This is a genomic window from Pseudomonas sp. MPFS, from assembly GCF_022537035.1.
In the GTDB taxonomy this organism is placed as follows: Bacteria; Pseudomonadota; Gammaproteobacteria; order Pseudomonadales; family Pseudomonadaceae; genus Aquipseudomonas; species Aquipseudomonas sessilinigenes.
In genome coordinates this window covers 69,759-94,168 of record NZ_CP066123.1, presented here as the reverse complement: position 1 = coordinate 94,168, position 24,410 = coordinate 69,759, and the positions used below count along the sequence as shown (strand labels likewise).

Below are 24,410 nucleotides of genomic sequence, written 5' to 3'. Positions count from 1 at the left end.
CATAATAACGTCTCTCACCAACCTCGTCGCCGCTCATGCCTAAAACACCTCTTGCCAGCCGACCACACGACCACTCTCACTGCGTGCACAACGCACTGTCTGAGGCCGATGCCCTGTGCACCCGGCAGGGCCTGCGCCTGACCGCACTGCGCCGGCGGGTGCTGGAGCTGGTGTGGCAAAGCCACAAGCCCCTGGGCGCCTACGACATCCTGGCGGTGCTCAGCGAGCAGGATGGGCGCCGCGCCGCACCGCCAACGGTGTACCGGGCCCTGGACTTCCTCCTGGACAACGGCCTGGTGCACCGCATCGCCTCGCTCAACGCCTTCGTCGGTTGCAACCATCCGGAACACGCGCACCAGGGCCAGTTCCTGATCTGCCGCGAGTGCCACGCGGCCATCGAACTCGAACAAAAATCCATCAGCGACGCGATCATCAACAGCGCCCGCGACGTCGGCTTCGTGGTCGAGGGCCAGACCGTCGAAGTGATCGGGCTCTGCTCCGGCTGCCAGGGGGCGTGATGAGCACTGCGTTGATCCGCCTCGAGAAAGTCGGGGTGACCTTTGCCGGGCAGAGCGTGCTGGACAACATCCAGCTCAGTGTCGAACCCGGGCAGATCGTCACCCTGATCGGCCCCAACGGTGCCGGCAAGACCACCCTGGTACGCGCCGTGCTCGGCCTGCTCAAGCCCGATACCGGCAGCGTCTGGCGCAAGCCTCGGCTGCGGGTGGGCTACATGCCGCAAAAACTCCACGTCGACCCGACCCTGCCGCTCTCGGTGCTGCGCTTCCTGCGCCTGGTGCCGGGGGTGGACCGCCCGACAGCCCTGGCGGCACTCAAGGAGGTCGGCGCGGAACAGGTGATCGACAGCCCGGTGCAGAGTATTTCCGGTGGTGAGATGCAGCGCGTGCTGCTGGCCCGGGCGCTGCTGCGCGAGCCTGAGCTACTGGTCCTCGACGAGCCGGTGCAGGGTGTCGACGTGGCCGGCCAGGCTGAGCTCTACAGCCTGATCACCCGCCTGCGTGACCGCCACGGCTGCGGCGTGCTGATGGTTTCCCACGACCTGCACCTGGTGATGAGCACCACCGACCAGGTGGTCTGCCTCAACCGCCACGTCTGCTGCTCCGGGCACCCGGAGCAGGTCAGTGGCGATCCGGCCTTCGTCGAGCTGTTCGGCAAGAACGCGCCAAGCCTGGCGATCTACCACCATCATCATGACCACGCCCACGACCTGCATGGCTCGGTGGTGGTCCAGCCCCATGTCCACGGAGAAAACTGCAAGCATGGCTGATTTCCTGCTGTACGCCCTGCTCGCAGGTTTGTCCCTGGCGCTGGTCGCCGGCCCCCTGGGCTCCTTCGTGGTCTGGCGGCGCATGGCCTATTTCGGCGACACCCTGTCCCACGCCGCGCTGCTGGGCGTCGCCCTGGGTTTCCTGCTGGATGTCAGCCCAGCGGTGGCGGTCACCGTCGGCTGCCTGTTGCTGGCGGTACTGCTGGTCACCCTGCAACAGCGCCAACCCCTGGCATCCGACACGCTGCTGGGGATTCTTGCACCCAGCACCCTGTCCCTGGGCCTGGTGGTACTAAGCTTCATGCATGAAGTGCGGATCGACCTGATGGCCTATCTGTTCGGCGACCTGCTGGCGATCAGCCCCGGCGACCTGGCGTGGATCCTCGGCGGCAGCGCGGCTGTTCTGTTGCTGCTGGTAGCGCTGTGGCGGCCATTGCTGGCCATCACCGTGCACGAGGAGCTGGCCAAGGTCGAAGGCCTGCCCGTGGCCTCGCTGCGCATGACACTGATGCTGTTGATCGCGGTGGTGATCGCCGTCGCCATGAAGATCGTCGGGGTGCTGCTGATCACCTCCCTGTTGATCATCCCCGCCGCTGCGGCACAGCGTCACGCCCGCTCGCCGGAGCAGATGGCCCTGGGCGCCAGCCTGTTGGGCATGCTGGCAGTGGGCGGCGGGCTGGCGCTGTCCTGGTTCAAGGACACCCCGGCCGGGCCGTCGATCGTGGTCACGGCGGCCGCCCTGTTTCTGCTGAGTTTTGTTCTGCCCCGTCGAGGGGTGTAGACTTGCTCGCTTTTTGCGCAATTAGAGAGTCGCAGGAATGAAGCCGTTCGCCTCCCGTTATCTGCTCCTTGTCGCATTCTCCCTGCTACTGGGGGCCTGCCAAAGCACGCCGCCGGTGGCCACCGAGGTCCCCGATGCGCGGGCCACGGCCGTCGCACAACTGCAGCAAAGCATCGCCAGCAGCGAACTGGCGACCGCCGAGGATCAGTTGAGCGCCTTGCAGGCACAGACCCCTGACGACCCACAATTGGTCCAGTACCAGCGACAGCTGGCCGAGGCCTACCTGCAGCGCAGCCAGATCGTCCTGCAAAAGGGCGATGTGAATGCTGCCGCCACGGCCTTGAGCCGTGCCCGGGCGCTGATGCCCAAGGCGCCGGCCCTGACTGGCGGGGTCAACAATGCCATCGCCCACGCCCGCAAGGCCGAGCTGGACAAGGCCGAAGCCGCACTGAAGGCCGCCGAGGCGCGCCCCGCAGCCAAGCTGATCGACCCCACCGCCCCCAGCAGCACCATCGCCCTGAATGTCACCGACATCCGCCAGCTGCGCCGCCAGCTCGATGCCCTGGCCGCGGACGTGGTGAACTACCAGTGCGACGTCACCCTCCAGGTACCGCGTCGCGAAGACTACCCATGGCTCTCGACCCTGCTGCACAAGCGGGTGAAGAAGCTCGCCCCCGACTTCCAGCAGAAGATCGACCGGCAGATCGTGCGCCATGTGCCGGCGCAGATGGTCCTGACCCCACGCGAGGCGCAATGACAGTGGCCGGCAGCCCACAAGCTGCCGGCAACCACCTCAGGCCGGAACCGCCCTGGCCCTGGCCTCGCGACTCCACACCCGATGCTGGGCCATGGCCGCGAAGAACGCTTTCAGGGCCTTGGCATCGCCACCGACGATCACGCCTTCATCCGCCTCCAGCCCAAGTACCTTCAAGAGCTCCCGGGCTTCGCCGTGCAAGGCGATGGCCTTCAGGTGCCGATAGGCCTCGAGCAGGTAGTGCAGGGCGACGCCATCGCCCGCCAGGGCCTTGATCGCCTGGGCACCACCCGGCACGAACACAGCGTCAAACGCCACCGACGGCAAACCCTCCATCGAGGCATCCACCGCCAATGCCTTGCCTTGGGCGCTCGTCACCGCCGCCGAGGTCGGCCCCAGCAGCTTGGCATGGGCCCCTTCGGCCTTGAGCGCCTTCTGCAACGCAGCGATCGCCGCGCCGTCCACGCCATTGGCCACCAGCACCGCCACCTTGCGGGTCTTGATATCCCCGGACAACAGGTTGGCCTGGCTCAGGGCAGGCGAGCGCGACAGCGACATCTTGCGCTCGGCCACCGTGCCCTTGGTCGGGGCCGGCAGGCCGAGGTTCTCGGCCACCCGCTTGGCCAGCTGCAAATCGATGTTGGCCAGGATCTGCTGCACCTGCCGCTCGCGAATCTGCGGCCGGTCGACCTTGCCCAGCTCGAAGCTGTAGGCGGCGATGATGTGTTCCTGCTCATGCTTGCTCATGCTGTTGTAGAACAGCCGCGCCTGGGAAAAGTGATCGCTGAACGACTCACTGCGCTGGCGGATCTTGTGCGCATCGATACGCTCGTTGTAACTCTCGAAACCGCCGTTCTCAGCGGCCGGCGGGGTCTCCCTGGGCCAGCCGCCGTCGATCGAGTTGGGCTCGTAGGAAGCCCGCCCCTTGTCGATGGTGGAGCGATGCATGGCGTCGCGCTGGCTGTTGTGGAACGGCGCCACCGGCCGATTGATCGGCAATTCATGGAAGTTGGGCCCGCCCAGGCGGCTGATCTGGGTATCGGTGTAGGAAAACAGCCGGCCCTGCAGCAATGGATCATTGGAAAAATCGATGCCGGGCACGATATGCCCCGGACAGAACGCCACCTGCTCGGTTTCGGCGAAGAAGTTGTCCGGGTTGCGATTGAGCACCATCTTGCCCAGCGGCGTGATGGGCACCAGCTCTTCGGGAATCAGCTTGGTCGGGTCGAGAATGTCGAACTCGAACTGGTGTTCGTCTTCCTCGGCGATGATCTGCACACCCAGTTCCCATTCCGGGTAGTCACCGATCTCGATGGCCTCCCAGAGATCACGGCGGTGGAAATCCGTGTCCTTGCCCGCCAGCTTCTGCGCTTCGTCCCAGAGCAGCGAGCAAGTGCCCACCGACGGATGCCAGTGGAACTTGACGAAGTGCGAGCGCCCCTCGGCGTTGATCAAGCGGAAACTGTGCACGCCAAAACCCTGCATGCTGCGCAGGCTCTTGGGAATCGCCCGATCGGACATGGCCCAGATGACCATGTGCGCCGACTCCGGTACCAGCGAGACGAAGTCCCAGAAGGTGTCGTGGGCCGAGCCGCCAGTGGGCATCTCGTTGTGCGGCTCGGGCTTCACCGCATGCACGAAGTCGGGGAACTTGATCGCGTCCTGGATGAAGAACACCGGCATGTTGTTGCCCACCAGGTCGAAGTTGCCCTCGTCGGTGAAGAACTTCACCGCAAAGCCGCGCACGTCACGCACGGTATCGCCAGAGCCCCTTGGCCCCTGGACCGTGGAAAAACGCACGAACACGGGTGTTTTTTTCCCCGGATCACGCAGGAACCCAGCCTTGGTCAACGCCGAATGGTCGGCATAACTCTGGAAGTAACCATGGGCGCCAGTGCCTCGGGCATGGACGATGCGCTCGGGAATCCGCTCATGGTCGAAGTGGGTGATCTTCTCCCGCATGATGAAGTCTTCGAGCAGCGAAGGGCCGCGGGCGCCGGCTTTCAAGGTGTTCTGGTTATCGGCGATCTTCACTCCCTGGTTGGTCCGCAGGGCCTGCCCGGTGGCGTCGCTGCGGAACCGCTCCAGGCTTTCGAGCTTGGCGTTGCTGTTGCCCCGGTCCAGGGTGTCGGTCCCCGCGGCCTGGCTGTTCGGGCGGGTGGTTTTCTGGGTACTCATCAGACACATACTCCTCGTTGGCGAAATCCCGGGCGTGCCTGGGCTTCGCGGGCGGATGCGCCAAGGCACGGCACCTGGGCGCTTTCGAGTGGCTTAGGTAGTGACTGGGGAGTCGCCGCAGGCGTTCCTTTTTTATGACCTTTGATCGCGTTATTGCCAAATGGCAGGATGATTGCGAAATAAATACTAAGAACCTCTATACGGACAGGCTAAAATGCGCGCCCGGCCAACCGCTGCCCCTTTTCTAACGCGCCTCACAAGGTTCGCTACGTGATCGAGTTTCAAAACGTCCATAAAACCTACCGGGTCGCCGGTAGGGATATTCCTGCCCTGCACCCGACCAGTCTTCGGGTCGAGAATGGCCAGGTGTTCGGCCTGATCGGCCACTCCGGTGCGGGCAAAAGCACCCTGCTACGCCTGATCAACCGCCTGGAAAACCCCAGCGGCGGCAAGATCATCGTCGACAACGAGGAAATCACCGCGCTGGACGCCGGCGGCCTGCGCCGCTTCCGCCAGCAGGTCGGGATGATCTTCCAGCACTTCAACCTGCTGGCCTCCAGGACGGTAGCCGACAACGTGGCCCTGCCGCTGACGCTCGCCGGCGAGCTGTCGCGGACCGAGATCGACCAGCGCGTCACTGAACTGCTGGCACGCGTGGGCCTGGCCGACCATGCCCGCAAGTACCCGGCGCAGCTGTCCGGCGGCCAGAAGCAGCGCGTCGGCATCGCCCGCGCCCTGGCCACCAAGCCCAAGATCCTGCTGTGCGACGAGGCCACCAGCGCCCTGGACCCGCAGACCACTGCGTCGGTCCTGCAACTGCTGGCCGAGATCAACCGTGAGCTGAAGCTGACCATCGTCCTGATCACCCATGAAATGGACGTGATCCGCCGCGTCTGCGACCAGGTGGCGGTGATGGACGCCGGTACGATCGTCGAGCAAGGCGATGTGGCCCAGGTGTTCCTGCATCCCAAGCACCCGACCACCAAGCGCTTCGTCCAGGAAGACGAACAGATCGACGAGAACGAACAGCGCGATGACTTCGCCCATGTACCGGGACGTATCGTGCGCCTGACCTTCCAGGGCGAATCCACCTATGCACCGCTGCTGGGCACCGTGGCCCGGGAGACGGGAGTCGACTACAGCATCCTCGCCGGACGCATCGACCGCATCAAAGACACCCCTTACGGGCAATTGACCCTGGCCGTCACCGGCGGCGACATGGAAGCGGCCTTTGCTCGCTTCGCCGCGGCGGACGTCCACATGGAGGTGCTGCGCTAATGGATATCCTGAACTATTTCACCAATGTCGACTGGGTCGAGATCTGGCAAGCGACCAACGACACCCTGATCATGCTGTTTATGTCGCTGTTCTTCATCGTCCTGCTGGGGCTTCCTCTGGGAGTCATGCTGTTTCTGTTCAGCCCACGGCAGATGTTCGAACACAAGACGATCTACTCGGTGCTGGCAACCATCGTAAATATCCTGCGTTCTGTGCCGTTCATCATACTGCTGATCGTGATGATCCCGGTGACACTGCACATCACTTGGCTGGTTCTGGAAGAACCCACATCCCTGGGAGTAGCCGGGGCTATTCCGCCCCTGGTAGTGGGCACCACGCCATTCTTCGCCCGCTTGGTAGAAACTGCGTTGCGCGAAGTCGACCGAGGCATCATCGAGGCCACCCAAGCGATGGGCGCCACGACCCGGCAGATCATCTTCAAGGCCGTACTTCCCGAGGCCATGCCGGGCATCATAGCCGCCATCACCGTGACCGCCATCACGCTGGTGTCCTACACAGCGATGGCCGGCGTGGTCGGTGCCGGTGGCTTGGGCGACCTATCGATCCGCTACGGCTACCAACGCTTCCAGACCGATGTAATGATCGTCACCGTGGTGCTGCTGATCGTGCTGGTTCAGGTTCTACAGATCATCGGCGATAAACTGGTAGTGCACTTTTCCCGTAAATAAACGCAATCGCCGGCTGGCCGGCAGGCGCCCGGGGTCGGGCGACTTACAAGGAGCTTGTTCGATGAAAAAACTACTCGTCGCTTTCGCAGCCGTGGCCGCGTTTTCCGCGCATGCTGCCGAAACCCTGACCGTGGCCGCCACGCCGGTGCCCCACGCCGAGATCCTGGAGTTCGTCAAACCGGCCCTGGCCAAGGAAGGCGTGGACCTGAAGGTCAAGGTCTTCACCGACTACGTACAGCCCAACGTGCAGGTAGCCGAAAAACGCCTGGACGCCAACTTCTTCCAGCACCAGCCGTACCTGGATGAGTTCAACAAGGCCAAGGGCACCCAGCTGGTGAGCGTCGCCGGCGTGCACGTGGAGCCCCTGGGCGCCTACTCGAACAAGTACAAGCAGCTGTCGGATCTGCCCAACGGCGCCACCGTGGTCGTGCCCAACGACGCCACCAACGGCGGCCGCGCCCTGTTGCTGCTGGACAAGGCCGGCGTGATCAAGCTCAAGGACGCCAACAACATCCTGGCCACCGTCAAGGACATCAGCGAGAACACCAAGGGCCTGAAGTTCCGCCAGCTGGAAGCCGCCACCATCCCGCGCGTGCTGACCCAGGTCGACCTGGCCCTGATCAACACCAACTACGCCCTGGAAGCCAAGCTGGATCCGGCCAAGGACGCCCTGGTGATCGAAGGCAAGGACTCGCCTTACGTGAACATCCTGGTGGCCCGTGCTGACGACAAGGACTCGGACGCCATGAAGAAGCTGGTTGCCGCCCTGCACAGCCCTGAGGTGAAGAAGTTCATCGAAGAGAAGTACAAGGGCGCGATCGTGCCGGCGTTCTGATCGACTCGCAGAAACAGCAACGGGGCGCCTTGGGGCGCCCCGTTGCGTTTCAGGCATTGCACCGGCGGCGTGTAGCCGCATCCTGAAGTCCCGACACCCTTCGTGTAGCCGCTGCCGACGGTTGCGCCGGCCTCGCAGAGGACGCGACCTGGCGATCCTGAAGGCGCTGCCTGTGGCAGCGGCTACAGGGCAAGCATTACTTGCGTTGCACCATCGCCGGTAGTTGGGCCACCAGTTTCTGGTTGTTCAACGGCGCGCGGATGAAGCCACGCTGGTTGCCATCCGGGCCGATTACCGCCAGGTTGCCGCTGTGGTCCACGGTGTAGTTGGCCTTGCTGGTGTCGGCCGGGATGAAGGGAATGCTCACGGCATTGGCAAGCTTTTGCAGGTCTTCCACCGAAGAGGCGGTCAGGCCCTTGAAGTCCTTGTCGAAGTAGCCCAGGTACTGCTTGAGCTGCTGCGGGGTATCGCGGTTGGGATCGACGCTGACCAGCACGATCTGCAACTGGTCCACCACCTCCTTGGGCAGCTCGCTCTTGATCTGGCGTAGCTGGGCCAGGGTAGTGGGGCAGATGTCCGGGCAGAAGGTATAGCCGAAGAACAGCAGCGACCACTTGCCCTTGAGCTCGTCCACCACCACTGGCTGGCCATCCTGGTCGAGCATCTTCACCGCGGGCAGGGTACGGCTCTGGGGCAGCATGATGATACCGGCGTCGATCAGCGCGGTAGGGTCGCCCTGGCCTTTGCCGGACAGGACTTTGTTGACGGTCAGGCCCAGGATCAGGGCTACCACGGCAACGAGGATGAAGACGGTTTTCTGGGTTCTGGTCATAGGTTCAACAGTAGGTAGTGGTCTACGAGCAAGGCGATGAACAACAGGAACAAGTAGTAGATAGAGTACTTGAAGGTATCGATCGCCGCGTGTGGTCGAGTGCCACGGTACAGCACCCATGCCCATTGCAGGAAGCGCCCGCCCAGGATCAGGGCGCAGGCCAGGTACAGCACGCCGCTCATGTGGATCACGAAGGGCAACAGGCTCACCGCCAGCAGGGCGCAGGTGTAGAGCAGGATATGCACCTTGGTGTACTGCTCGCCGTGGGTCACCGGCAGCATCGGGATATCGGCCTTGGCGTACTCCTCCTTGCGGTGGATGGCCAGGGCCCAGAAGTGCGGTGGGGTCCAGGCGAAGATGACCAGCACCAGCAGCAACGGCTCGGCGCTCAGGTGGCCAGTGGCGGCGACCCAGCCCAACAGCGGCGGGGCGGCGCCCGCCAAACCGCCGATGACGATGTTCTGCGGCGTCGCGCGCTTGAGAAAGCCGGTGTAGACCACCGCATAACCCAACAGCGAAGCCAGGGTCAGCCAGGCCGTCAATGGATTGGTGAAGGCCAGCAGCAACGCCTGCCCGGCCAGGGCCAAAAGCAGGGCGAAGGCCAGGGCGGCCCGGGGCGAGACCCGGCCCTCGGCCAGTGGACGCTTGTGGGTGCGGGCCATCTGCGCATCGATGCGCCGGTCCACCACATGGTTGACGGCCGCCGCGCCTCCCGCGCACAGGCCAATGCCCAGGTTGCCGAACACCAGCACGGTCCAGGGTACGCCGGCCCGGGTGGCGAGGAACATGCCCACCAGGGAGGTGATCAGCATCAGCACCACCACCTTGGGCTTGGTCAGTTCCAGGTAATCGCGCCAGAGCGCCTGGGGGTGCTGGCGGGTACCGATCAGAGTCGCCATGGCATCTCTCCTTTGATGGTGATGAGACTCGCCACGTGCTTGCGTGGACTGAGCCGCCAGCCCGGCAGGCGGCGGTCCCGGACCGGCACCAGGCTGGTCCGGGCGTGATAGTTGACCAGCACCAGGGTCAGCAACAGCGCCGCACCGCCGGCGTTATGGGCGACAGCCACGGGCAGCGGCAGGTGGAACAGAACGTTGCTCAGGCCCAGGCTGACCTGCGCGGCCAGCGCCACCAGCACCAGCGCGGCCAGGCGGGTCATGCCCACCTGGCGCAACTGCCAGGCCAGTCCCAGCAGCACCAGGCTCACCAGCAGCGCGCCCAGGCGGTGGGTCATGTGGATCGCGGTGCGGGCATCGCTATCCAACTGCCCCCCCAGGTAGTTGGGGCCGATGTGCTGGGTCAGGTGGAAGCCATTGGCAAAATCCATCTGCGGCCACCACTGCCCATGGCAGGTAGGCAGGTCGATACAGGCCACCGCCGCGTAATTGGAGCTGACCCAGCCGCCCAGGGCGATCTGCCCAATCACCAGCACCAGGGCAGCCGTGGCCCAATACTGCAGGCGCCGCGGCACGATCAGCGCCGGCAGCACGCCGGACAGGCGCAAGGTCAACAGGAACAACAAGCTCAAGGTGGCGAAGCCGCCCAGCAAATGAGCGGTCACCACCTGGGGCCAGAGCTTGAGGGTCACGGTCCACATGCCAAAGGCGGCCTGGGCGAAGACCACCGCCAGGATGAACAGCGGCAGTTTCAGGGGCTGTCCGGGGTAACGCCGATGGGTCCAGGAACGCGCGGCCAGGAGCGCAATCAGCAGCCCCAGGGTGCCGGCGAAATAACGGTGGATCATCTCGTTCCAGCCCTTGTGCTCCTCCACTGGCGACTCGGGGAAATGCAGCTCGGCATGGGCCAGCTGGGCTTCGCTTTGCGGCACGCTGATAAAGCCGTAGCAACCGGGCCAGTCGGGGCAACCGAGACCGGCATGGGTCAGCCGGGTATAGGCCCCCAGCAGCACCACCAGTAACGCCAGCAGGGTGGCGAACAAGGCAAGGCGAAATCCAGGTTTGGCCATGTCGATGCCCTCATCCGATGTTCGACAGTTTCAGCAGGTGGCGCAGGTCGTCGAGCAGGTCCTTGCCCTTGACCCGGGCGTCGTAGCGCAACACCAGGTTGCTGTGGGGATCGACGATCCACAGTTGCGGCGCCTGCTGGTCCCTGGTGCCCTTGGCGAAGCTCGCCGGGTCCAGGGGGTAGCGCTGCAGTTGTGGATATTCCCGCTGCAACCGGGCCTCATAGTCGGCATCCAGGGGTTGGGCAACGGCCAGCGCGTGGCTGGCCCGCGAGGCATCACGTCCCAGCGCCACCTGGACCTGCCGCGCCAGGTACACCAACTGCTGGCAATCCACCGCGCAGCCCTTGGGCGCGGTTACCAGGATCTGCCAGCGATCGTCCTCGGACTGCACGCCGATCTCGGCACGGGTCTGGCCATTACCGATCAGCTCGCCGTGATAACTGCGGCTGTCCGGCACCCAGAACTGCAGTTTGTACATGCTGGTAGCGAGGATCATCGGACCGATCACCATCAGCACGATGAGCACCAGTTGCCAGCGACCACGCCGCCGGTTGGGTTCCCGGGTTTCAGAGATGTTGGGTGGATTCATGGCCGTTCCCATGGCGTTTCTCCCTTGCGTTGTGCCAGCCGAAGTAGCCGTAGAGAAGCAGCAGCGCCACGGCCATGGCGAACCACTGCGCGGCATAGGCCTGGTGCTTTTCCGGGCCCATGGCGACCACGGGCCACTGTGTGAGATAGGCGCCGGGGCCGGATTCCTGGCGTACCTCATGGGCAAAACCTGTGCGGCCCAGCTCAGCCCAGAGCTTGTCCGGCGCCACCGCCGTCACCAACCGGGGCCAACTGGCCCCCGCCGGATCGGCATGCAGTTGGAACGCCGCCCCCGGCACGACATAGACCCAGGCCTCCAGGTCCAGGCTCTGCGCCGGCGTCTCGAAACGCGGTGGCGTACGCCGGTCGGGCCAGGGCAGCCAGCCACGGTTGACCAGCAGCCAGCGGCCGCTGGCCTGGTCCAGGAAGGGCTGCAGCAGCTCGACCCCGACCTTGCCGTCATGCATGCGGTTATCCAGCAACAGGCTGTGCTCGCCATCGAAATGCCCGTGCAGGCGCACGCGCAAGAAGGCCGGGTCCGGCGCTTCCAGCAGCTCGAACAACGGCACCGGCGCGCCAGCGCGACGCTCGGCGTAGCTGGCCAGCAACTGGCGCTTCTGCTCGCCACGCCCCAGCTGCCAGAACCCCAGCCAGACCAGCACCGGCAGCAACGCAAGCACCACCAGCGTCGGCACCAGGCCCGGGCGAAAGCCTTTCATGGCCGCGCCGCAAAGCTGATAAATCCACTCGCTATACTGACTTGCATCGCGCTTCCCCCGGAGTCCACCATGCTCAAAGCAGCCATCGTCCTGATGCTGATTGCCACGGTTATCAGCCTGTTCAGCGGCCTGTTCTTTCTGGTCAAGGACGACAGCCAATCCAAGCGCCTGCTGACGTCGCTGAGTATTCGGGTGTGCCTGGCCGTGATCACCGTCGGCTTGATCGCCTGGGGTTTCTTCAGCGGCCAGCTGGTGTCCCATTCCCCCTGGTAAGGCTGTTCAGAGCACGTAGACGAAAACGAACAAGCCGATCCACACCACATCGACGAAGTGCCAATACCAGCTGGCGGCCTCGAAGCCGAACTGGTGCTCGGCATCGAAATGCCCACGCATCACCCGCATCAGCATCACGAACAGGATCAGCGTGCCGATGGTCACGTGGGCCCCGTGAAAGCCGGTGAGCATGAAGAACGTCGCGCCGTAGATCCCCGAGCCCAGGGTCAGGCCCAGCTCGTGGTAGGCATGGATGTACTCCTGGGCCTGGAAGCCCAGGAAGGCGCAGCCCAGCAGCACGGTCAGCGCCAGCCACAGCTTCAGCGCCCCGCGATGGCCCTTCTTCAGGGCGTGGTGGGCGATGGTCACGGTGACGCTGGAGCTCACCAGCAGCACGGTATTGAGCAGTGGCAGGCCCCAGGGGCTGATGGTCCCCTTGGGCGATGGGAACAGCTTCGGATCGGGGTTTTCGAGCAGCGGCCAGACGAACTGGAAGTTCGGCCACAAGGTGTGGGCGATGCCTTTGTGCCCCTCACCGCCAAGCCAGGGGCCGGACAGGTGCCGCACATAGAACAAGGCGCCGAAGAAGGCCAGGAAGAACATCACCTCCGAGAAGATGAACCAGCTCATGCCCCAGCGGAACGAGCGATCGAGCTGGGTGCTGTACAGGCCTGCGCGGCTTTCCTTGATCACCGCGCCGAACCAGCCGAACAGCATGTAGGCCAGCAGCAGGCCGCCGACGAAGAAGATCAGCGGGCCGTGGGATTCCGGGCGCGCCGCCTTGAGGTCGTTGAACCAGGTCGCAAGGCCGGCCACGGTGACGAACATGCCCAGCGTGGCGATGATCGGCCACTTGCTCTGGGCGGGAACGTAATAGTGCTCATGAGTCGCCATTGATTGTTCTCCTTATCGGGCACGCCAGGGCGCCTAGCCGCCAGTCTTGGTGGCGGCCGCCACCGGTGGATGACGCGCGGTGATATCGAACAGCGTGTAAGCCAGCGTCAGGTGCTTCACATCCTTGGGCATGTCGCGATCGACGATGAAACGCACGGGCATCTCGATCTGCTCACCGGGTTGCAGCACCTGCTGGGTAAAGCAGAAGCACTCGGTCTTGTGGAAATACATCGCCGCACTGCTGGGCGAGATGCTCGGGATCGCCTGGGCACTCATCGGATGGTCGCTGGGGTTGCGAGCAATGAAGATCATTTCGTTCACCGCCCCCGGGTGGACCACGATGTCATCGGACTTGGGGTAGAAGTCCCAGACCATGTCGATGGCGTTGGTGGACAGGAACTGCACCCGCACCTGGCGCGAGGCATCGACCTGCTGCTGTTGCGCATCCTGGTACTGCCCGCCGGTCTTGCCATTGATCCCCAGGGCCTTGCACATCACGTCGTAGATCGGCACCAGGGCGAAACCGAAGACGAACATCGCCACCACCACCAGTAACAGGCGCGTGACCAGCTTCTTCAACGAGATCTCAGCCATCCCGATACCCTCCTGCAACAAGTCGGGCGGCGCGCGGCGCCGCCCTGGAGAACAGGCCCGCGCCCGCGCGGGTCATTTCACTTCCGGCGGTGTGACGAAGGTGTGGTAGGGCGCTGGCGACGGAATGCTCCACTCCAGCCCCTCGGCGCCTTCCCAGGGCTTGGCCGGGGCCGGCGCGCCGCCGCGAATGCACTTGATGACGATGAACAGGAAGAAGATCTGCGTCGCGCCGAAGGTGAAGGCACCGATGGACGACACCATGTTGAAATCGGCGAACTGCAGGTTGTAGTCCGGGATCCGGCGCGGCATGCCGGCCAGGCCGACGAAGTGCATGGGGAAGAACGCCATGTTCATGCCGATGAAGGACAGCCAGAAATGCAACTTGCCCAGGGTCTCGTCGTACATGTGCCCGGTCCACTTGGGCAGCCAGTAGTAGGCCGAGGCGAAGATGCCGAAGATCGCCCCGGGCACCAGTACGTAGTGGAAGTGCGCCACCACGAAGTAGGTGTCCTGGTACTGGAAGTCCGCCGGGGCGATGGCCAGCATCAACCCGGAGAAACCGCCGATGGTGAACAGGATGACGAAGGCCACGGCGAACAGCATCGGCGTCTCGAAGGTCAGCGCGCCTTGCCACATGGTGCTCACCCAGTTGAACACCTTGACCCCCGTGGGCACGGCGATCAGCAAGGTGGCGTACATGAAGAACAGCTCGCCCACCAGCGGGATGCCCACCACGAACATGTGGTGCGCCCAGACGATGAACGACAGGAAGGCGATGGCTCCGGTGGCGTAGACCATCGAGGTGTAGCCGAACAGCGGCTTGCGGCTGAAGGTGGGGATGATCGAGCTGACCGCGCCGAAGGCCGGCAGGATCATGATGTACACCTCGGGATGGCCGAAGAACCAGAACACGTGCTGGAACAACACGGGGTCGCCACCGCCGGCGGCGCTGAAGAAGCTGGTGCCGAAGTGGATGTCCATCAGCATCATGGTCACCACGCCCGCCAGCACCGGCATCACCGCGATCAGCAGGAACGCGGTGATCAGCCAGGTCCAGACGAACAGCGGCATTTTCATCAGGGTCATGCCCGGGGCGCGCAGGTTGAGGATGGTGGCGATCACGTTGATCGCCCCCATGATCGAGCTGATGCCCATCAGGTGGATGGCGAAGATGAAGAAGGTCACGCTTTCCGGCGCGTAGGTGGTCGACAGCGGCGCGTAGAAGGTCCAGCCGAAGTTCGGTCCGCCCCCGGCCATGAACAGGGTCGAGAGCAGCAGCAGGAAGGCCGCCGGCAGCAGCCAGAAGCTGAAGTTGTTCATCCGCGGCAGGGCCATGTCCGGCGCGCCGATCATCAGCGGGATCATCCAGTTGGCCAGGCCGACGAAGGCCGGCATCACCGCGCCGAAGACCATCACCAGGCCATGCATGGTGGTCATCTGGTTGAAGAACGCCGGCTCGACGATCTGCAGGCCAGGCTGGAACAGCTCGGCGCGGATCACCATGGCGAAGGTGCCGCCCACCAGGAACATGGTGAAGCTGAACCACAGGTAGAGGGTGCCGATGTCCTTGTGGTTGGTGGTCAGCACCCAGCGCATCAGGCCCTTGGCCGGCCCGTGGGCATGGTCATCATGGCCGGCATGGCCGTGGTCATCGATCACAGCACTCATGTCCTGTCTCCTGCACGCGAATGGACTGGACGATCGGCGGCGGCGCGCCGCGACCGGTTGCGCAGATACCCAAGAAGCCGGCTCATTTGCTTTCCGCCTGTTTCAGCGCCAGGACATCCTTGGGCGTCACCATGTCGCCCTTGTTGTTGCCCCAGGCGTTGCGTTCGTAGGTGACCACGGCGGCGATATCGACTTCCGACAGCTGCTTGCCGAAGGCGGCCATGGCGGTGCCCGGCTTGCCGTGGAACACCAGGCTCAGGTGGGCCTCCTTGGGTCCGGTGGCGATCTTCGAGCCCTTGAGCGCCGGGAACATCGGCGGCAGGCCCTGGCCCTCGGCCTGGTGACAGGCCACGCAGGTGGTGTGGTAGATCTTGTCGCCACGGGCCACCAGTTCGTCGAGGGTCCATTCCTTGCTGGTCAGCTCCTTGAGCTTGGCGGCCTCGGCCTTGCGCTCGCCCATCCAGGCGTCGTAGTCGGCCTGGGACTTGACCTCCACCACGATCGGCATGAAGCCGTGGTCCTTGCCGCACAGCTCGGCGCACTGGCCACGGTAGATGCCGGGCTTGTCGACCCGGGTCCAGGCTTCGTTGACGAAGCCGGGGATGGCGTCGCGCTTGACCGCGAAGGCCGGCACCCACCAGGAATGGATGACGTCGGCGGCGGTCACCAGGAACCGCACCTTGGCGCCCACCGGCAGGACCAGCGGCTGGTCGACCTCCAGCAGGTAGTGCTCGCCCTTGGCGCTCTTGTTGTGGATCTGCTCGGCGGGGGTGGCCAGGTTGCTGAAGAACTCCACATCCTGGCCCAGGTATTTGTAGTGCCACTTCCACTGGTAGCCGGTGATCTGCACGTCCACGTCCGGCTCGCTGGTGTCGTACATCTTGATCAGGGTCGCGGTGGCCGGCACGGCCATGGCCACTAGGATCAGGAAAGGGATGATGGTCCAGAGGATTTCCACCGTGGTGCTTTCGTGGAACCTGGCCGGGACCTGGCCGGTAGAACGACGGTGAACGATCATCGACCAGAACATCGCGCCGAAGACGATGACGCCGATCACCACACAGATCCAGAAGATGGTCATGTGCAGGTCGAATACCGCGTGGCTTATCTCGGTAGCCCCAGGCGCCATATTCACCGTCCAGGCGGCTTGCGCCTGGCTGAATATCGTCCACAACAGGAGGCCCATCCAGACTCGTGGATGTCGCTTCATTGCGGGTTCCCCTTATCGTTCTTGTTATCCCGCCGGCTATACACCTGCGGCAAGGGAGCGACTGCCTAGACTACGAACTTAGACCGTCGAGCCTCGCTGCAATTGCAGTCGGGCATCATCAGCTAACTTCATACATTGGCGAGTATAGCCAGCGACTCCCACCTCGCAACGCAATGGCGTAAACCTGCTGAAACACCCCAGGGAGGCTTTGCAGGCCACGGGAATCAAGGGATTGACGAAAAAGAGGGGGTGCGACGATATAACGCACCCGACTAAGTAATAAGTGAATATTACAAATATGTCTTAAACACTTTGATGAGCAGGCTAACTTATGTTCTCCCCCGAGGGATGGTCGCTAATGGGCGGCAGACCGTCATCCCACCTCGGTTGTCCCGATCGACCGCCCTTGTCCCTGGAGCTTTCATGAACACCGCCGCATTACGCGAGCAGATCCTATTGGCTCAACAGCACGAAGCCAGCACGGGCCACCTGGCCCGCCAACTGGAAGCGCAGCTCCCTCACCTGCACCCCGCCATCCTGCTGCCCGAAGTCGACGCACAAGGCGTCATGACCCGTTTCGTCAGCGCATACATCGATCAGGTGCCAGACCTTCTGGACGCCGCCAACGCCGTTGCCCGTGAAGCGGGCATCGAATCGCAGATCAAGCCGGTGCTCAAGATCGCCGAGCAGTTCTTCCTCCAGCCGCCGGCCATCATGGCCGGGCATGTCGGCCTCGACGGCCTGCTGGACGAAGCCTACCTGGCCCTGCGCCTGGTAGAGGAAGTCAACGACCTGTACATCAAGCATTTCGGCCGTCCACTGATCCCCCTGGACATGACGGTCGCCAATCTCATCGCCCATCAGCTGATCGGCGAGACCTTTGCCAACCAACTGGACGAAGCCGTGCATCACGCAGTCGACGCCATGCTCGACGAAGACAGCTTCGCCCTGGAGTCCGTGGAAACCTACCGCGACCGCCTCGGCAGCCCCGACACCGAGGCAGCCTGGAAACGCTGGCCGTGCCTGTCGCGCCAGCTGGGCGTGGAACTGGAGCTCGACCAGCCCGCCGCCTGACCCATTCCTCGCCAGCAAGGCCCGCAGCGGGCCTTGTGGCGAAGGGCCTGGCCCGCTTCAACCGCGTACTGCAGCTGCCCCCACCCCCGCGACATCGTTCAAGCGCCCCTCAAGACAACGCCCCAGGCCCCGAGCCTCGATCACCAGGCGCGAACCCTTGGTGGCATTGGCCCGCCCCAGCCCTTCAATCGCTCCAGGCCAATTCACAGCAACGACAGTTGCCTGCCTGGTGGGCAGAAAGCCGAACAGTCGAGATCGAAACCCGTGCGCCGCTCCAACCCCAGGCGCTTGAGTGCCTTGGCGAAGCGCTGGGCCAACAGGTCGGCAAAAGGCCCCTCGCCACGCATGCGGCTGCCGAAGCGGCTGTCGTAGAGTTCCCCGCCGCGGCTCTGGCGGATCAGGCTCAGGATATGGGCCGCCCGCTGCGGGTAATGCGCCGCCAGCCACTCCTCGAACAGCGGCGCCACCTCCAGGGGCAGGCGCAGCATCATGTAGGCCGCACTCTGCGCCCCGGCGGCCTGGGCTTCGGTCAGCAGGGCCTCCAGCTCGCTGTCGTTGATCATCGGGATCATCGGTGAACACAACACCCCCACCGGCACACCCACCCCACGCAGTACCCGGATCGCCCGCAAGCGGGCCTTGGGCGCTGCGGCCCGGGGCTCGAGGATGCGCTTGAGTTCATCGTCCAGGGTGGTGAGGCTGATCATCACCGCCACCAGCCGCTGACGTGCCAGCTCGGCCAACAGGTCAAGGTCGCGCAGGATCAACGACCCCTTGGTGACGATGGTCACCGGGTGCCGGTAGCGCAGCAGCACCTCCAGGGTGCTCCGGGTCAGCCGTTGTTCACGTTCGATGGGTTGGTAGGGATCGGTATTGGAACCCAGGTTGATCGGCGCGCACTGGTAGCCGGGTTTGGACAGCTGCTGCTCCAGCAGGGTGGCGGTATTGCTCTTGGCGATCAGCCGGGTTTCGAAGTCCAGCCCCGGCGACATGTCCCAGTAGGCATGGCTGGGCCGCGCATAGCAGTAGATACAGCCGTGCTCGCAACCGCGATAGGGATTGATCGAGCGATCGAAGGGCAGGTCCGGCGAGTTGTTGCGGGTGATGATCGACTTGGCGGTTTCCAGGCGCACCTCAGTGCCCTGGGTCAGCGGTACTTCCTGGTGCCAGCCGTCATCCTCGGCCACCGAGCGGCTGGGAGCGAAACGGTTGTGCGGGTTGCTCGCGGTGCCGCGACCGCGGGGCGGCAGGGGGCTGGACATGGGGGCACTCCATAACTGTATGCACATACAGTAATTGAGCTGCAACAAGCTGCCTAGCGCCGTCGAGCAGAACGCTCGCAAGCTTGGTCAGCGAACGGGTCAGTAGCGCCCATCCATCCTTGATGGTTTCCAGCTCCTGGCAACTCCGCCAAAGCTCAACATCACCTTCGAATCGAGATCAGGGCCGGCCTGGTCCTTGAGCTCGCAGAAGGTCGACAGGCGCAAAGGCCTGCGAAGGATTCGCGGCAACGACGCTGCCTGCGCTATAACGCGGGCGACCACCAAAGGAGCACGGCAATGCCCAGGACACCCGGCACACTGGAAAAGATCTTCTATGCGGCGCACGCCTACCTGCCGAGCTACGGGCAAGGCGCCGACCTGATCATCGTCAGGGCCGCGGATGGCCAGCTCTGGGGCCTGGCCTGCGAGTTCGACCTGTGCACCCGGGACATCCGACAAGCCGTAGTGAGCGGCCCGCAGCCCTTCGATGCAGCCGATGCAAAGTTCGCCGAGGCGCACTGGCGCCCTCACCACGACGACATCGGCCTGCTGCCCGCGAGCTGGGAAGACCTGATGAACGCCGGATTGGCGGACTGCATCGCCGGCTACCAGCTACAAAGCCAGCTGGGGATCCAGCCCTTCCCCGGGGGCTGAAGGCCCATGTCGAACCGGCGCCCGTTGCGGGCGCCGGTCCTGCCACTAGTGACGTGGAATCACGTTGCCCAGGTCGTCGTTGGAGGTGCTCTGCAGGCGCCCGTCACGCAGCCCTGCCACGTCCGCGGCCTTCACCGACGCGCCCTGGTTGCCCCAGCTGCTGCGGATGAAGCTGACCACGTCGGCCACCTCCTGGTCCGACAACCGCCAGGCGAAGGGCGGCATGGTGAGGGTCGACGGCGCGCTGTGGGTGGCGGGCAGGGTGCCGCCCTTGAGCACGATGTTGATCAGCGAGGTGGCGTCCTCCGATTGCAGCACCGGGTTGCCGGCCAGTGCCGGGAACACCCGGGTGTAGCCATGGCCATCGGTACGGTGGCAGGCGGCGCAGTTGTCGATGTACACCGAGGCGCCCGGCTTGCTGTCGTCGCCTTTCCACAGGGCGTCGGCCACTTGCTTGTCGTACTGGTGCGGCTGGTCGGCGGGATCGTTGGCCGGCAGCGACTTGAGATAGCGGGCGATGGCCGTCAGGTCCTGGTCGCTCATGTACTGCATGCTGTGGACCACCACATCGCTCATGCCACCGAACACCGCGCTGCGATCGCTGCGACCGGTCTTGAGGAACTGCACCAGTTGCTCTTCGCTCCAGCTGCCCAGGCCGTCCTTGTGATCGCCACGCAGGCTCTTGGCGATCCAGCCCTCCAGCGGCGCGCTGCCGGACAGGAAAGCACTGCCTTCGCTGGCGCTCAGGGCCTTCTCCTGCATGGTCAGCGCCCGTGGCGTATGGCAGGCGCCACAGTGCCCCAGGCCTTCCACCAGGTAGGCGCCACGACTGATCAGCGGGTCGCTGTCAGCAGCCACGGCGGCTGGCGCCACGCTCGGGGCGAACATCCAGCGCCAGATCGACAACGGCCAGCGCATGCTCAGGGGCCAGGGAATGTCGCTGTCCTGGTTATCCCGCACCACCGGCGCCACACCGTGCATGAAGTAGGCGTAGAGCGCCTGCATGTCGGCGTCGTTGACCCGGGCGTAGGACGGGAAGGGCATGGCCGGGTACAGCGTGCTGCCGTTCTTGGCCACGCCATGGCGCACGGCCTGGTCGAAGTCCTCGAAGCTGTAGTCGCCGATACCGGTCTTGTCCGGAGTGATGTTGGTGGAATAGATCACCCCGATCGGGGTTTCCATCGGCAGGCCGCCGGCGAACGGCTTGCCGTCCTTGGCGGTGTGGCAGGCGACGCAGTCACCGGCACGGGCCAGGTATTCGCCCTGCTTGACCAGGGTCTGGTCGACCTCGGCGGCCTGGAGGGAGGCGCTGCCCAACAGCGCCAGGCTGGCGATAACGAGTGCTTTCATGGTCATCGCTCCTTATGCCTGGACCAGCGGGCCGGGGTTCTTCAGGTACTGCTCGCGGATCGCCCGCGCCGACCAGTAGGTCAGCGCCGCCACCAGCCCGGTGGGGTTGTAGCCCAGGCCCTGGGGAAAGGCCGAGGCTCCAGGCACGAACACGTTGTGCACGTCCCAGCTCTGCAAGTAGCGGTTCAGGGCGCTGGTCTTGGGGTCGGTGCCCATGATCGCGCCACCGTTCAGGTGAGTGGTCTGGTAGGAGGCGGTGTTGAAGTGCTCACCGACCTGCTTGCCCAGCAGGGCGATGGCCTTGGGGTTCATCGCCTGGGCGATCTTGCCCATCTTCTCGACCATGAAGCGGTTCATCTTGATGTCGTTTTCCTGCCAGTCGAAGGTCATCCGCAGCAGGGGCAAGCCGTAGGCATCGCGGTAGACCGGGTCCAGGTCGAGGTAGTTGCCCCGGTAGGACTGGTGCGCACCGTGGGCGTCCATGGACACCTGGTGGGTGTAGTAGTCGGCCGTGGCCTTCTTCCAGGCGCTGCCCCAGGCCGGAGTGCCTGGCGGGTTGGACGTCCCGGCGATCGGCCGGCTGCCGGCCTGGTTGACCCAGAATGGCGAACCACCGACGAAGCCATGGGGGCCGTGGTCGAAGTTGTCGGCGTTGAAGTCGTCCACCGCCACACCGTTGCCACCGGCGCCGATGAAGTTGTTGGTGTGCACGTCCTTGTCGAAGTAGGCCTTGATGGTGGCCATGTTCTGGTAGGCGAAGTTCTTGCCCACCACGCCTTCACCGGTGATCGGGTCGTAGGGCTTGCCGATGCCCGAGAGCAGCATCAGGCGCACGTTGTGGAACTGGAAGGCGCCGAGGATCACCAGGTCTGCCGGTTGCTCGATCTCGCGCCCCTGGGCGTCGACGTAGGTGACGCCGGTGGCCAGGGTCTTGCTGCTGTCCAGGTTGACCTTGAGCACATGGGAATTGGCCCGCAACTCGAAATTCGGCAGCGGCTTGAGGGCCGGCAGGATGTTCACGTTGGGCGAGGCCTTGGAATACATGTAGCAGACGTAGCCACTGCAGAAACCGCAGAAGTTGCACGGCCCCATCTGCGCACCATAGGGGTTGGTGTAGGGCCCCGAGGTATTGGCCGAAGGCAGGTTGTAGGGCTTGTAGCCCACTTCATTGGCGGCTTTCTGGAACAGCTGGGCGGAATAGGTGTTCTTCTGCGACTCCAGCGGGAAGTGATCCGAGCGATCCGGTGCATAGGGGTTGCCGCCCTTGCCTTCGCCTACCAGCTGGCCCTTCACGGTCCAGGCCTGGCCCGAGGTGCCGAAGACCTTTTCCGCATAGTCGAAGAACGGCTCCAGCTCTTCGTAGGTGACGCCGAAGTCCTGGATGGTCATGTCCTTGGGGATGAAATTCTTGCCGTAGCGTTCTTCATAGTGGCTGCGCATGCGCAACTCGATGGGGTCGGCGCGAAAGTGCACGCCAGACCAATGCAGGCCGGCGCCGCCCACGCCATTGCCCGGCAGGAACGCGCCCAGCTGGCGGTTGGGCAGGGCCACGTCGTTGACGCTGTGGCGGATGGTCACGGTTTCCTTGGAAATGTCCTGGAAGAGCTTCTTGCGCACGCTGTAGGTGAGCTCGTCGATCACCTGGGGATAACTGCCGTCCGGGTAGGTGTCCTGCATCGGCCCGCGCTCCAGCGCCAGCACGTTGAGCCCCGCCTCGGTCAGCTCCTTGGCCATGATCGCGCCGGTCCAGCCAAACCCGACGATCACTGCGTCGACCTTCTTCATCACTGTCGCCATGCTCAAGCCCTCTCGCCGCGAATCGATACTGCCGGGAAGGGGTACTGCTCGTTACGCTCCACCCAATCCATGAAATCGGCGCGCGCGCCGGGGAAGCCGATCAGGGTCCAGCCCACCAGGCCCTTGTTGCCACCGTGGATCGGGTCGCTGAAGAAACCCTCCTTGGTGTTCTGCAACAGCAGGTTGAAGAACAGCTTGGCCGGAACCGTGTCGAACTGCGGCGTACCCGCCTCCAGCTGCTTGAGCAATTCGCCTCGGGTAGCGCTGTCTTGAGCGGCAAATGTTTGGCCCTTGAGGCCTTTGCACCAGGCGTCCGTGGCAGCGATACCCAGGCGATAGATCTCCTTGGGCACCAGCTTGCTCTGCCAGCCCATCTCTGGCGCAGCATCGGCCTTGAACGGGCCTTGCATGTACCACAGGGCACCGGCGGCGTAGGAGGTGTTCATCTGTCGGTCGATGTATTCCGGAACACCGGCTTCCAACGCGCCAGGCCCCATGTCGTCCGCCGGGATCAGGCGCTCCACCGCTGCCTGGATAAAGGCCCACTCCTCGGCAGTGAAGTAGCTGGGTTCATAGTGGGTGCTGCTGGCCTGCTTGCTCGGCGCAGTGGGCTTTTCGGCTGCGACAGCCTCGGGAGCCACGGCCAGCATGCTGCTGCCCAGGCCGGTACTGGCCACGGTGACCACCGGGATCAAGGTCAGGGATTTGCGCAAGAACTCACGCCGCGGGTTGTCTCGATCTTGATCGGACATGGGTGCACCTCATCAGGCATTGATGGATTTCAGCCGCGTCATGGCGCGACTTTGTGTTTTGGCAACGCAAAAAGCCGGGCAGGGCCCAGGCTTATGAACACATCAGCAAACTTTAGTTACAAATGGTAGCAGCCTAAGCATCCTGATGAATCGTTTCAGTCGGAAAAAACACATCAGATACTGAAAAAAATAGCGGACCAGAAACAGGCTTCACGATTCTTTGACAGGAGGCTCACAGGGCTTTGACCGCCCATGGTCGACACTCCCTACCATTGCCCCTCATCAGTGACCCCTGTCCATGTCGAGAATTCATTTCGTTCCTGCGTTGTGCCTGGCGTTGCTGGCCCTGTTGGCAGGTCCACTGGCCCAGGCTGCCGATGTCCCCGCCAGCCGACCGGAACAATGGGCCCAGCCCGTGGCCAAGCAGTACAACCTGTACCAGATGTCGCCAACCCTGTACCGCAGCGCCCTGCCGGACAAAGACGCCGTGCCACTGCTGGAGCAACTCAAGGTCGGGACGGTGATCAACTTCCTGCCGGAATCGGACAGCAGTTGGCTGGCGGCTCCAAACATCCATCAGGTCCAGCTGCCTTACCGCACCAACCACGTGGACGACGCCGATGTGCTCAAGGCCTTGCGCGCGATCCAGAGCGCCGAAGCCCAGGGCCCGGTGCTGATGCACTGCAAGCATGGCTCGGACCGCACCGGCCTGATGTCGGCGATGTACCGGGTGGTGATCCAGGGCTGGAGCAAAGAGGAAGCCTTGAGTGAAATGACCCAGGGCGGATTCGGCGACAGCGCCCACTTCAAGGACGGCATTCGCTACATGATGCAGGCCGATGTGGAGAAACTGCGTACCGCACTGGCCAACGGCGATTGCAGCACCAGCGTGTTCGCCACCTGTTCGGTGAAGAGCTGGTTCGAGACGGTCAGCGCCAGCAAGCCGGCGAACTGATTGCGAGGCGGGAGAGGGC

Annotated in this window: 25 protein-coding genes; 11 read left to right on the top strand and 14 right to left on the bottom strand. The window is 64.0% G+C overall.

The window, feature by feature from the left end; translation table 11 throughout:
- The first annotated feature begins 35 nt into the window (after nucleotides 1-35).
- Genes zur through I9018_RS00440 form a run of 4 tightly spaced genes read left to right on the top strand, consistent with a single transcriptional unit; the run spans nucleotide 36 to nucleotide 2,826 of the window.
- The gene (zur, locus tag I9018_RS00455) at nucleotides 36-518 is read left to right on the top strand and encodes a zinc uptake transcriptional repressor Zur (protein ID WP_068577342.1); all 483 of its coding nucleotides are present in this window, start codon (nucleotides 36-38) and stop codon (nucleotides 516-518) included.
- The gene (gene znuC / locus I9018_RS00450) at nucleotides 518-1,288 is read left to right on the top strand and encodes a zinc ABC transporter ATP-binding protein ZnuC (RefSeq protein WP_241108475.1); all 771 of its coding nucleotides are present in this window, start codon (nucleotides 518-520) and stop codon (nucleotides 1,286-1,288) included. The genes zur and znuC overlap by 1 nt, the downstream gene beginning before the upstream one ends.
- The gene (znuB, locus tag I9018_RS00445; protein WP_022642273.1) at nucleotides 1,281-2,069 is read left to right on the top strand and encodes a zinc ABC transporter permease subunit ZnuB; all 789 of its coding nucleotides are present in this window, start codon (nucleotides 1,281-1,283) and stop codon (nucleotides 2,067-2,069) included. The genes znuC and znuB overlap by 8 nt, the downstream gene beginning before the upstream one ends.
- A 37-nt stretch (nucleotides 2,070-2,106) precedes the next feature.
- Nucleotides 2,107-2,826 (top strand): PA5502 family lipoprotein, encoded by a 720-nt coding sequence (locus tag I9018_RS00440; protein ID WP_241108474.1) that lies wholly within the window; start codon nucleotides 2,107-2,109, stop codon nucleotides 2,824-2,826.
- A gap of 36 nt (nucleotides 2,827-2,862) precedes the next feature.
- Here I9018_RS00440 and katE read toward each other — a convergent pair whose 3' ends face one another.
- A complete protein-coding gene (gene katE, locus I9018_RS00435) occupies nucleotides 2,863-5,058 on the bottom strand; it encodes a catalase HPII (protein WP_277398117.1) in 2,196 nt (731 codons plus the stop codon).
- Between the two features lie 213 nt (nucleotides 5,059-5,271).
- Between katE and I9018_RS00430 the strand changes: the two genes are divergently transcribed.
- The 3 genes from I9018_RS00430 to I9018_RS00420 all read left to right on the top strand — a co-directional run bounded on the left by I9018_RS00430 (nucleotide 5,272) and on the right by I9018_RS00420 (nucleotide 7,803).
- Nucleotides 5,272-6,279, top strand: a complete 1,008-nt coding sequence (locus I9018_RS00430; RefSeq protein ID WP_241108472.1) for a methionine ABC transporter ATP-binding protein — start codon at nucleotides 5,272-5,274, stop codon at nucleotides 6,277-6,279.
- Nucleotides 6,279-6,968, top strand: coding sequence for a methionine ABC transporter permease (locus tag I9018_RS00425; protein ID WP_241108471.1), 690 nt, complete (start codon nucleotides 6,279-6,281; stop codon nucleotides 6,966-6,968). The genes I9018_RS00430 and I9018_RS00425 overlap by 1 nt, the downstream gene beginning before the upstream one ends.
- A gap of 61 nt (nucleotides 6,969-7,029) precedes the next feature.
- Nucleotides 7,030-7,803, top strand: a complete 774-nt coding sequence (locus I9018_RS00420; protein WP_241108470.1) for a MetQ/NlpA family ABC transporter substrate-binding protein — start codon at nucleotides 7,030-7,032, stop codon at nucleotides 7,801-7,803.
- Between the two features lie 196 nt (nucleotides 7,804-7,999).
- Here I9018_RS00420 and I9018_RS00415 read toward each other — a convergent pair whose 3' ends face one another.
- The 5 genes from I9018_RS00415 to I9018_RS00395 are packed head-to-tail and all read right to left on the bottom strand — an operon-like array spanning nucleotide 8,000 to nucleotide 11,908.
- Complete coding sequence (locus I9018_RS00415; protein WP_068577355.1) at nucleotides 8,000-8,635, bottom strand: SCO family protein; 636 nt, start codon at nucleotides 8,633-8,635, stop codon at nucleotides 8,000-8,002.
- Nucleotides 8,632-9,534, bottom strand: coding sequence for a heme o synthase (cyoE, locus tag I9018_RS00410; RefSeq protein WP_124345409.1), 903 nt, complete (start codon nucleotides 9,532-9,534; stop codon nucleotides 8,632-8,634). The genes I9018_RS00415 and cyoE overlap by 4 nt, the downstream gene beginning before the upstream one ends.
- A complete protein-coding gene (locus I9018_RS00405; RefSeq protein WP_068578103.1) occupies nucleotides 9,522-10,601 on the bottom strand; it encodes a COX15/CtaA family protein in 1,080 nt (359 codons plus the stop codon). The genes cyoE and I9018_RS00405 overlap by 13 nt, the downstream gene beginning before the upstream one ends.
- Nucleotides 10,602-10,611: 10 nt before the next feature.
- The gene (locus I9018_RS00400; protein ID WP_068578107.1) at nucleotides 10,612-11,202 is read right to left on the bottom strand and encodes a hypothetical protein; all 591 of its coding nucleotides are present in this window, start codon (nucleotides 11,200-11,202) and stop codon (nucleotides 10,612-10,614) included.
- Nucleotides 11,168-11,908 (bottom strand): SURF1 family protein, encoded by a 741-nt coding sequence (locus I9018_RS00395; protein WP_068578101.1) that lies wholly within the window; start codon nucleotides 11,906-11,908, stop codon nucleotides 11,168-11,170. The genes I9018_RS00400 and I9018_RS00395 overlap by 35 nt, the downstream gene beginning before the upstream one ends.
- A 69-nt stretch (nucleotides 11,909-11,977) precedes the next feature.
- Between I9018_RS00395 and I9018_RS00390 the strand changes: the two genes are divergently transcribed.
- Entirely contained in the window at nucleotides 11,978-12,181 is a 204-nt protein-coding gene (locus tag I9018_RS00390) for a twin transmembrane helix small protein (RefSeq protein WP_022642262.1), read from the top strand.
- Between the two features lie 6 nt (nucleotides 12,182-12,187).
- On the opposite strand, the gene I9018_RS00385 is transcribed toward I9018_RS00390, so the two are convergent.
- The 4 genes from I9018_RS00385 to coxB all read right to left on the bottom strand — a co-directional run bounded on the left by I9018_RS00385 (nucleotide 12,188) and on the right by coxB (nucleotide 16,547).
- Nucleotides 12,188-13,075 carry a cytochrome c oxidase subunit 3 gene (locus I9018_RS00385; protein ID WP_241108469.1) on the bottom strand — a complete coding sequence of 296 codons (888 nt, stop codon included), beginning with the start codon at nucleotides 13,073-13,075 and terminating at the stop codon, nucleotides 12,188-12,190.
- Nucleotides 13,076-13,108: 33 nt separating this feature from the next.
- Complete coding sequence (locus tag I9018_RS00380) at nucleotides 13,109-13,669, bottom strand: cytochrome c oxidase assembly protein (RefSeq protein ID WP_241108468.1); 561 nt, start codon at nucleotides 13,667-13,669, stop codon at nucleotides 13,109-13,111.
- Nucleotides 13,670-13,741: 72 nt separating this feature from the next.
- Nucleotides 13,742-15,337, bottom strand: coding sequence for a cytochrome c oxidase subunit I (ctaD, locus tag I9018_RS00375; RefSeq protein WP_022642259.1), 1,596 nt, complete (start codon nucleotides 15,335-15,337; stop codon nucleotides 13,742-13,744).
- 82 nt (nucleotides 15,338-15,419) lie between these two features.
- Complete coding sequence (coxB, locus tag I9018_RS00370; RefSeq protein WP_241108467.1) at nucleotides 15,420-16,547, bottom strand: cytochrome c oxidase subunit II; 1,128 nt, start codon at nucleotides 16,545-16,547, stop codon at nucleotides 15,420-15,422.
- Nucleotides 16,548-16,970: 423 nt separating this feature from the next.
- Here coxB and I9018_RS00365 point away from each other — a divergent pair, with 423 nt between their 5' ends.
- The gene (locus I9018_RS00365; protein WP_022642257.1) at nucleotides 16,971-17,621 is read left to right on the top strand and encodes a hypothetical protein; all 651 of its coding nucleotides are present in this window, start codon (nucleotides 16,971-16,973) and stop codon (nucleotides 17,619-17,621) included.
- 203 nt (nucleotides 17,622-17,824) lie between these two features.
- Here I9018_RS00365 and I9018_RS00360 read toward each other — a convergent pair whose 3' ends face one another.
- On the bottom strand, nucleotides 17,825-18,883 hold the full coding sequence (locus tag I9018_RS00360; RefSeq protein ID WP_241108466.1) for a PA0069 family radical SAM protein: 1,059 nt from the start codon (nucleotides 18,881-18,883) through the stop codon (nucleotides 17,825-17,827).
- A 297-nt stretch (nucleotides 18,884-19,180) separates the two neighbouring features.
- Here I9018_RS00360 and I9018_RS00355 point away from each other — a divergent pair, with 297 nt between their 5' ends.
- On the top strand, nucleotides 19,181-19,537 hold the full coding sequence (locus tag I9018_RS00355; protein ID WP_022642253.1) for a hypothetical protein: 357 nt from the start codon (nucleotides 19,181-19,183) through the stop codon (nucleotides 19,535-19,537).
- A gap of 45 nt (nucleotides 19,538-19,582) precedes the next feature.
- On the opposite strand, the gene I9018_RS00350 is transcribed toward I9018_RS00355, so the two are convergent.
- The 3 genes from I9018_RS00350 to I9018_RS00340 are packed head-to-tail and all read right to left on the bottom strand — an operon-like array spanning nucleotide 19,583 to nucleotide 23,436.
- On the bottom strand, nucleotides 19,583-20,887 hold the full coding sequence (locus I9018_RS00350; RefSeq protein WP_241108465.1) for a cytochrome c: 1,305 nt from the start codon (nucleotides 20,885-20,887) through the stop codon (nucleotides 19,583-19,585).
- A gap of 12 nt (nucleotides 20,888-20,899) precedes the next feature.
- Nucleotides 20,900-22,684: a GMC family oxidoreductase gene (locus I9018_RS00345; RefSeq protein WP_031320868.1), complete on the bottom strand. Its 1,785-nt coding sequence runs from the start codon at nucleotides 22,682-22,684 to the stop codon at nucleotides 20,900-20,902.
- A 2-nt stretch (nucleotides 22,685-22,686) separates the two neighbouring features.
- Nucleotides 22,687-23,436: a gluconate 2-dehydrogenase subunit 3 family protein gene (locus I9018_RS00340; RefSeq protein ID WP_241108464.1), complete on the bottom strand. Its 750-nt coding sequence runs from the start codon at nucleotides 23,434-23,436 to the stop codon at nucleotides 22,687-22,689.
- Between the two features lie 298 nt (nucleotides 23,437-23,734).
- On the opposite strand from I9018_RS00340, the gene I9018_RS00335 reads away from it, so the two are divergent.
- The gene (locus tag I9018_RS00335) at nucleotides 23,735-24,391 is read left to right on the top strand and encodes a tyrosine-protein phosphatase (RefSeq protein ID WP_068578079.1); all 657 of its coding nucleotides are present in this window, start codon (nucleotides 23,735-23,737) and stop codon (nucleotides 24,389-24,391) included.
- The last annotated feature ends 19 nt before the right edge of the window (nucleotides 24,392-24,410 follow it).

Coding starts and splice junctions, on each gene's coding strand:
- zur (WP_068577342.1), top strand. CDS start 36: ATGCCTAAAACACCTCTTGCCAGCCGACCACACGACCACTCTCACTGC.
- znuC (WP_241108475.1), top strand. CDS start 518: ATGAGCACTGCGTTGATCCGCCTCGAGAAAGTCGGGGTGACCTTTGCC.
- znuB (WP_022642273.1), top strand. CDS start 1,281: ATGGCTGATTTCCTGCTGTACGCCCTGCTCGCAGGTTTGTCCCTGGCG.
- I9018_RS00440 (WP_241108474.1), top strand. CDS start 2,107: ATGAAGCCGTTCGCCTCCCGTTATCTGCTCCTTGTCGCATTCTCCCTG.
- I9018_RS00425 (WP_241108471.1), top strand. CDS start 6,279: ATGGATATCCTGAACTATTTCACCAATGTCGACTGGGTCGAGATCTGG.
- I9018_RS00420 (WP_241108470.1), top strand. CDS start 7,030: ATGAAAAAACTACTCGTCGCTTTCGCAGCCGTGGCCGCGTTTTCCGCG.
- I9018_RS00415 (WP_068577355.1), bottom strand. CDS start 8,635: ATGACCAGAACCCAGAAAACCGTCTTCATCCTCGTTGCCGTGGTAGCC.
- cyoE (WP_124345409.1), bottom strand. CDS start 9,534: ATGGCGACTCTGATCGGTACCCGCCAGCACCCCCAGGCGCTCTGGCGC.
- I9018_RS00405 (WP_068578103.1), bottom strand. CDS start 10,601: ATGGCCAAACCTGGATTTCGCCTTGCCTTGTTCGCCACCCTGCTGGCG.
- I9018_RS00400 (WP_068578107.1), bottom strand. CDS start 11,202: ATGGGAACGGCCATGAATCCACCCAACATCTCTGAAACCCGGGAACCC.
- I9018_RS00395 (WP_068578101.1), bottom strand. CDS start 11,908: ATGAAAGGCTTTCGCCCGGGCCTGGTGCCGACGCTGGTGGTGCTTGCG.
- I9018_RS00390 (WP_022642262.1), top strand. CDS start 11,978: ATGCTCAAAGCAGCCATCGTCCTGATGCTGATTGCCACGGTTATCAGC.
- I9018_RS00385 (WP_241108469.1), bottom strand. CDS start 13,075: ATGGCGACTCATGAGCACTATTACGTTCCCGCCCAGAGCAAGTGGCCG.
- I9018_RS00380 (WP_241108468.1), bottom strand. CDS start 13,669: ATGGCTGAGATCTCGTTGAAGAAGCTGGTCACGCGCCTGTTACTGGTG.
- ctaD (WP_022642259.1), bottom strand. CDS start 15,337: ATGAGTGCTGTGATCGATGACCACGGCCATGCCGGCCATGATGACCAT.
- coxB (WP_241108467.1), bottom strand. CDS start 16,547: ATGAAGCGACATCCACGAGTCTGGATGGGCCTCCTGTTGTGGACGATA.
- I9018_RS00365 (WP_022642257.1), top strand. CDS start 16,971: ATGAACACCGCCGCATTACGCGAGCAGATCCTATTGGCTCAACAGCAC.
- I9018_RS00360 (WP_241108466.1), bottom strand. CDS start 18,883: ATGTCCAGCCCCCTGCCGCCCCGCGGTCGCGGCACCGCGAGCAACCCG.
- I9018_RS00355 (WP_022642253.1), top strand. CDS start 19,181: ATGCCCAGGACACCCGGCACACTGGAAAAGATCTTCTATGCGGCGCAC.
- I9018_RS00350 (WP_241108465.1), bottom strand. CDS start 20,887: ATGAAAGCACTCGTTATCGCCAGCCTGGCGCTGTTGGGCAGCGCCTCC.
- I9018_RS00345 (WP_031320868.1), bottom strand. CDS start 22,684: ATGGCGACAGTGATGAAGAAGGTCGACGCAGTGATCGTCGGGTTTGGC.
- I9018_RS00340 (WP_241108464.1), bottom strand. CDS start 23,436: ATGTCCGATCAAGATCGAGACAACCCGCGGCGTGAGTTCTTGCGCAAA.
- I9018_RS00335 (WP_068578079.1), top strand. CDS start 23,735: ATGTCGAGAATTCATTTCGTTCCTGCGTTGTGCCTGGCGTTGCTGGCC.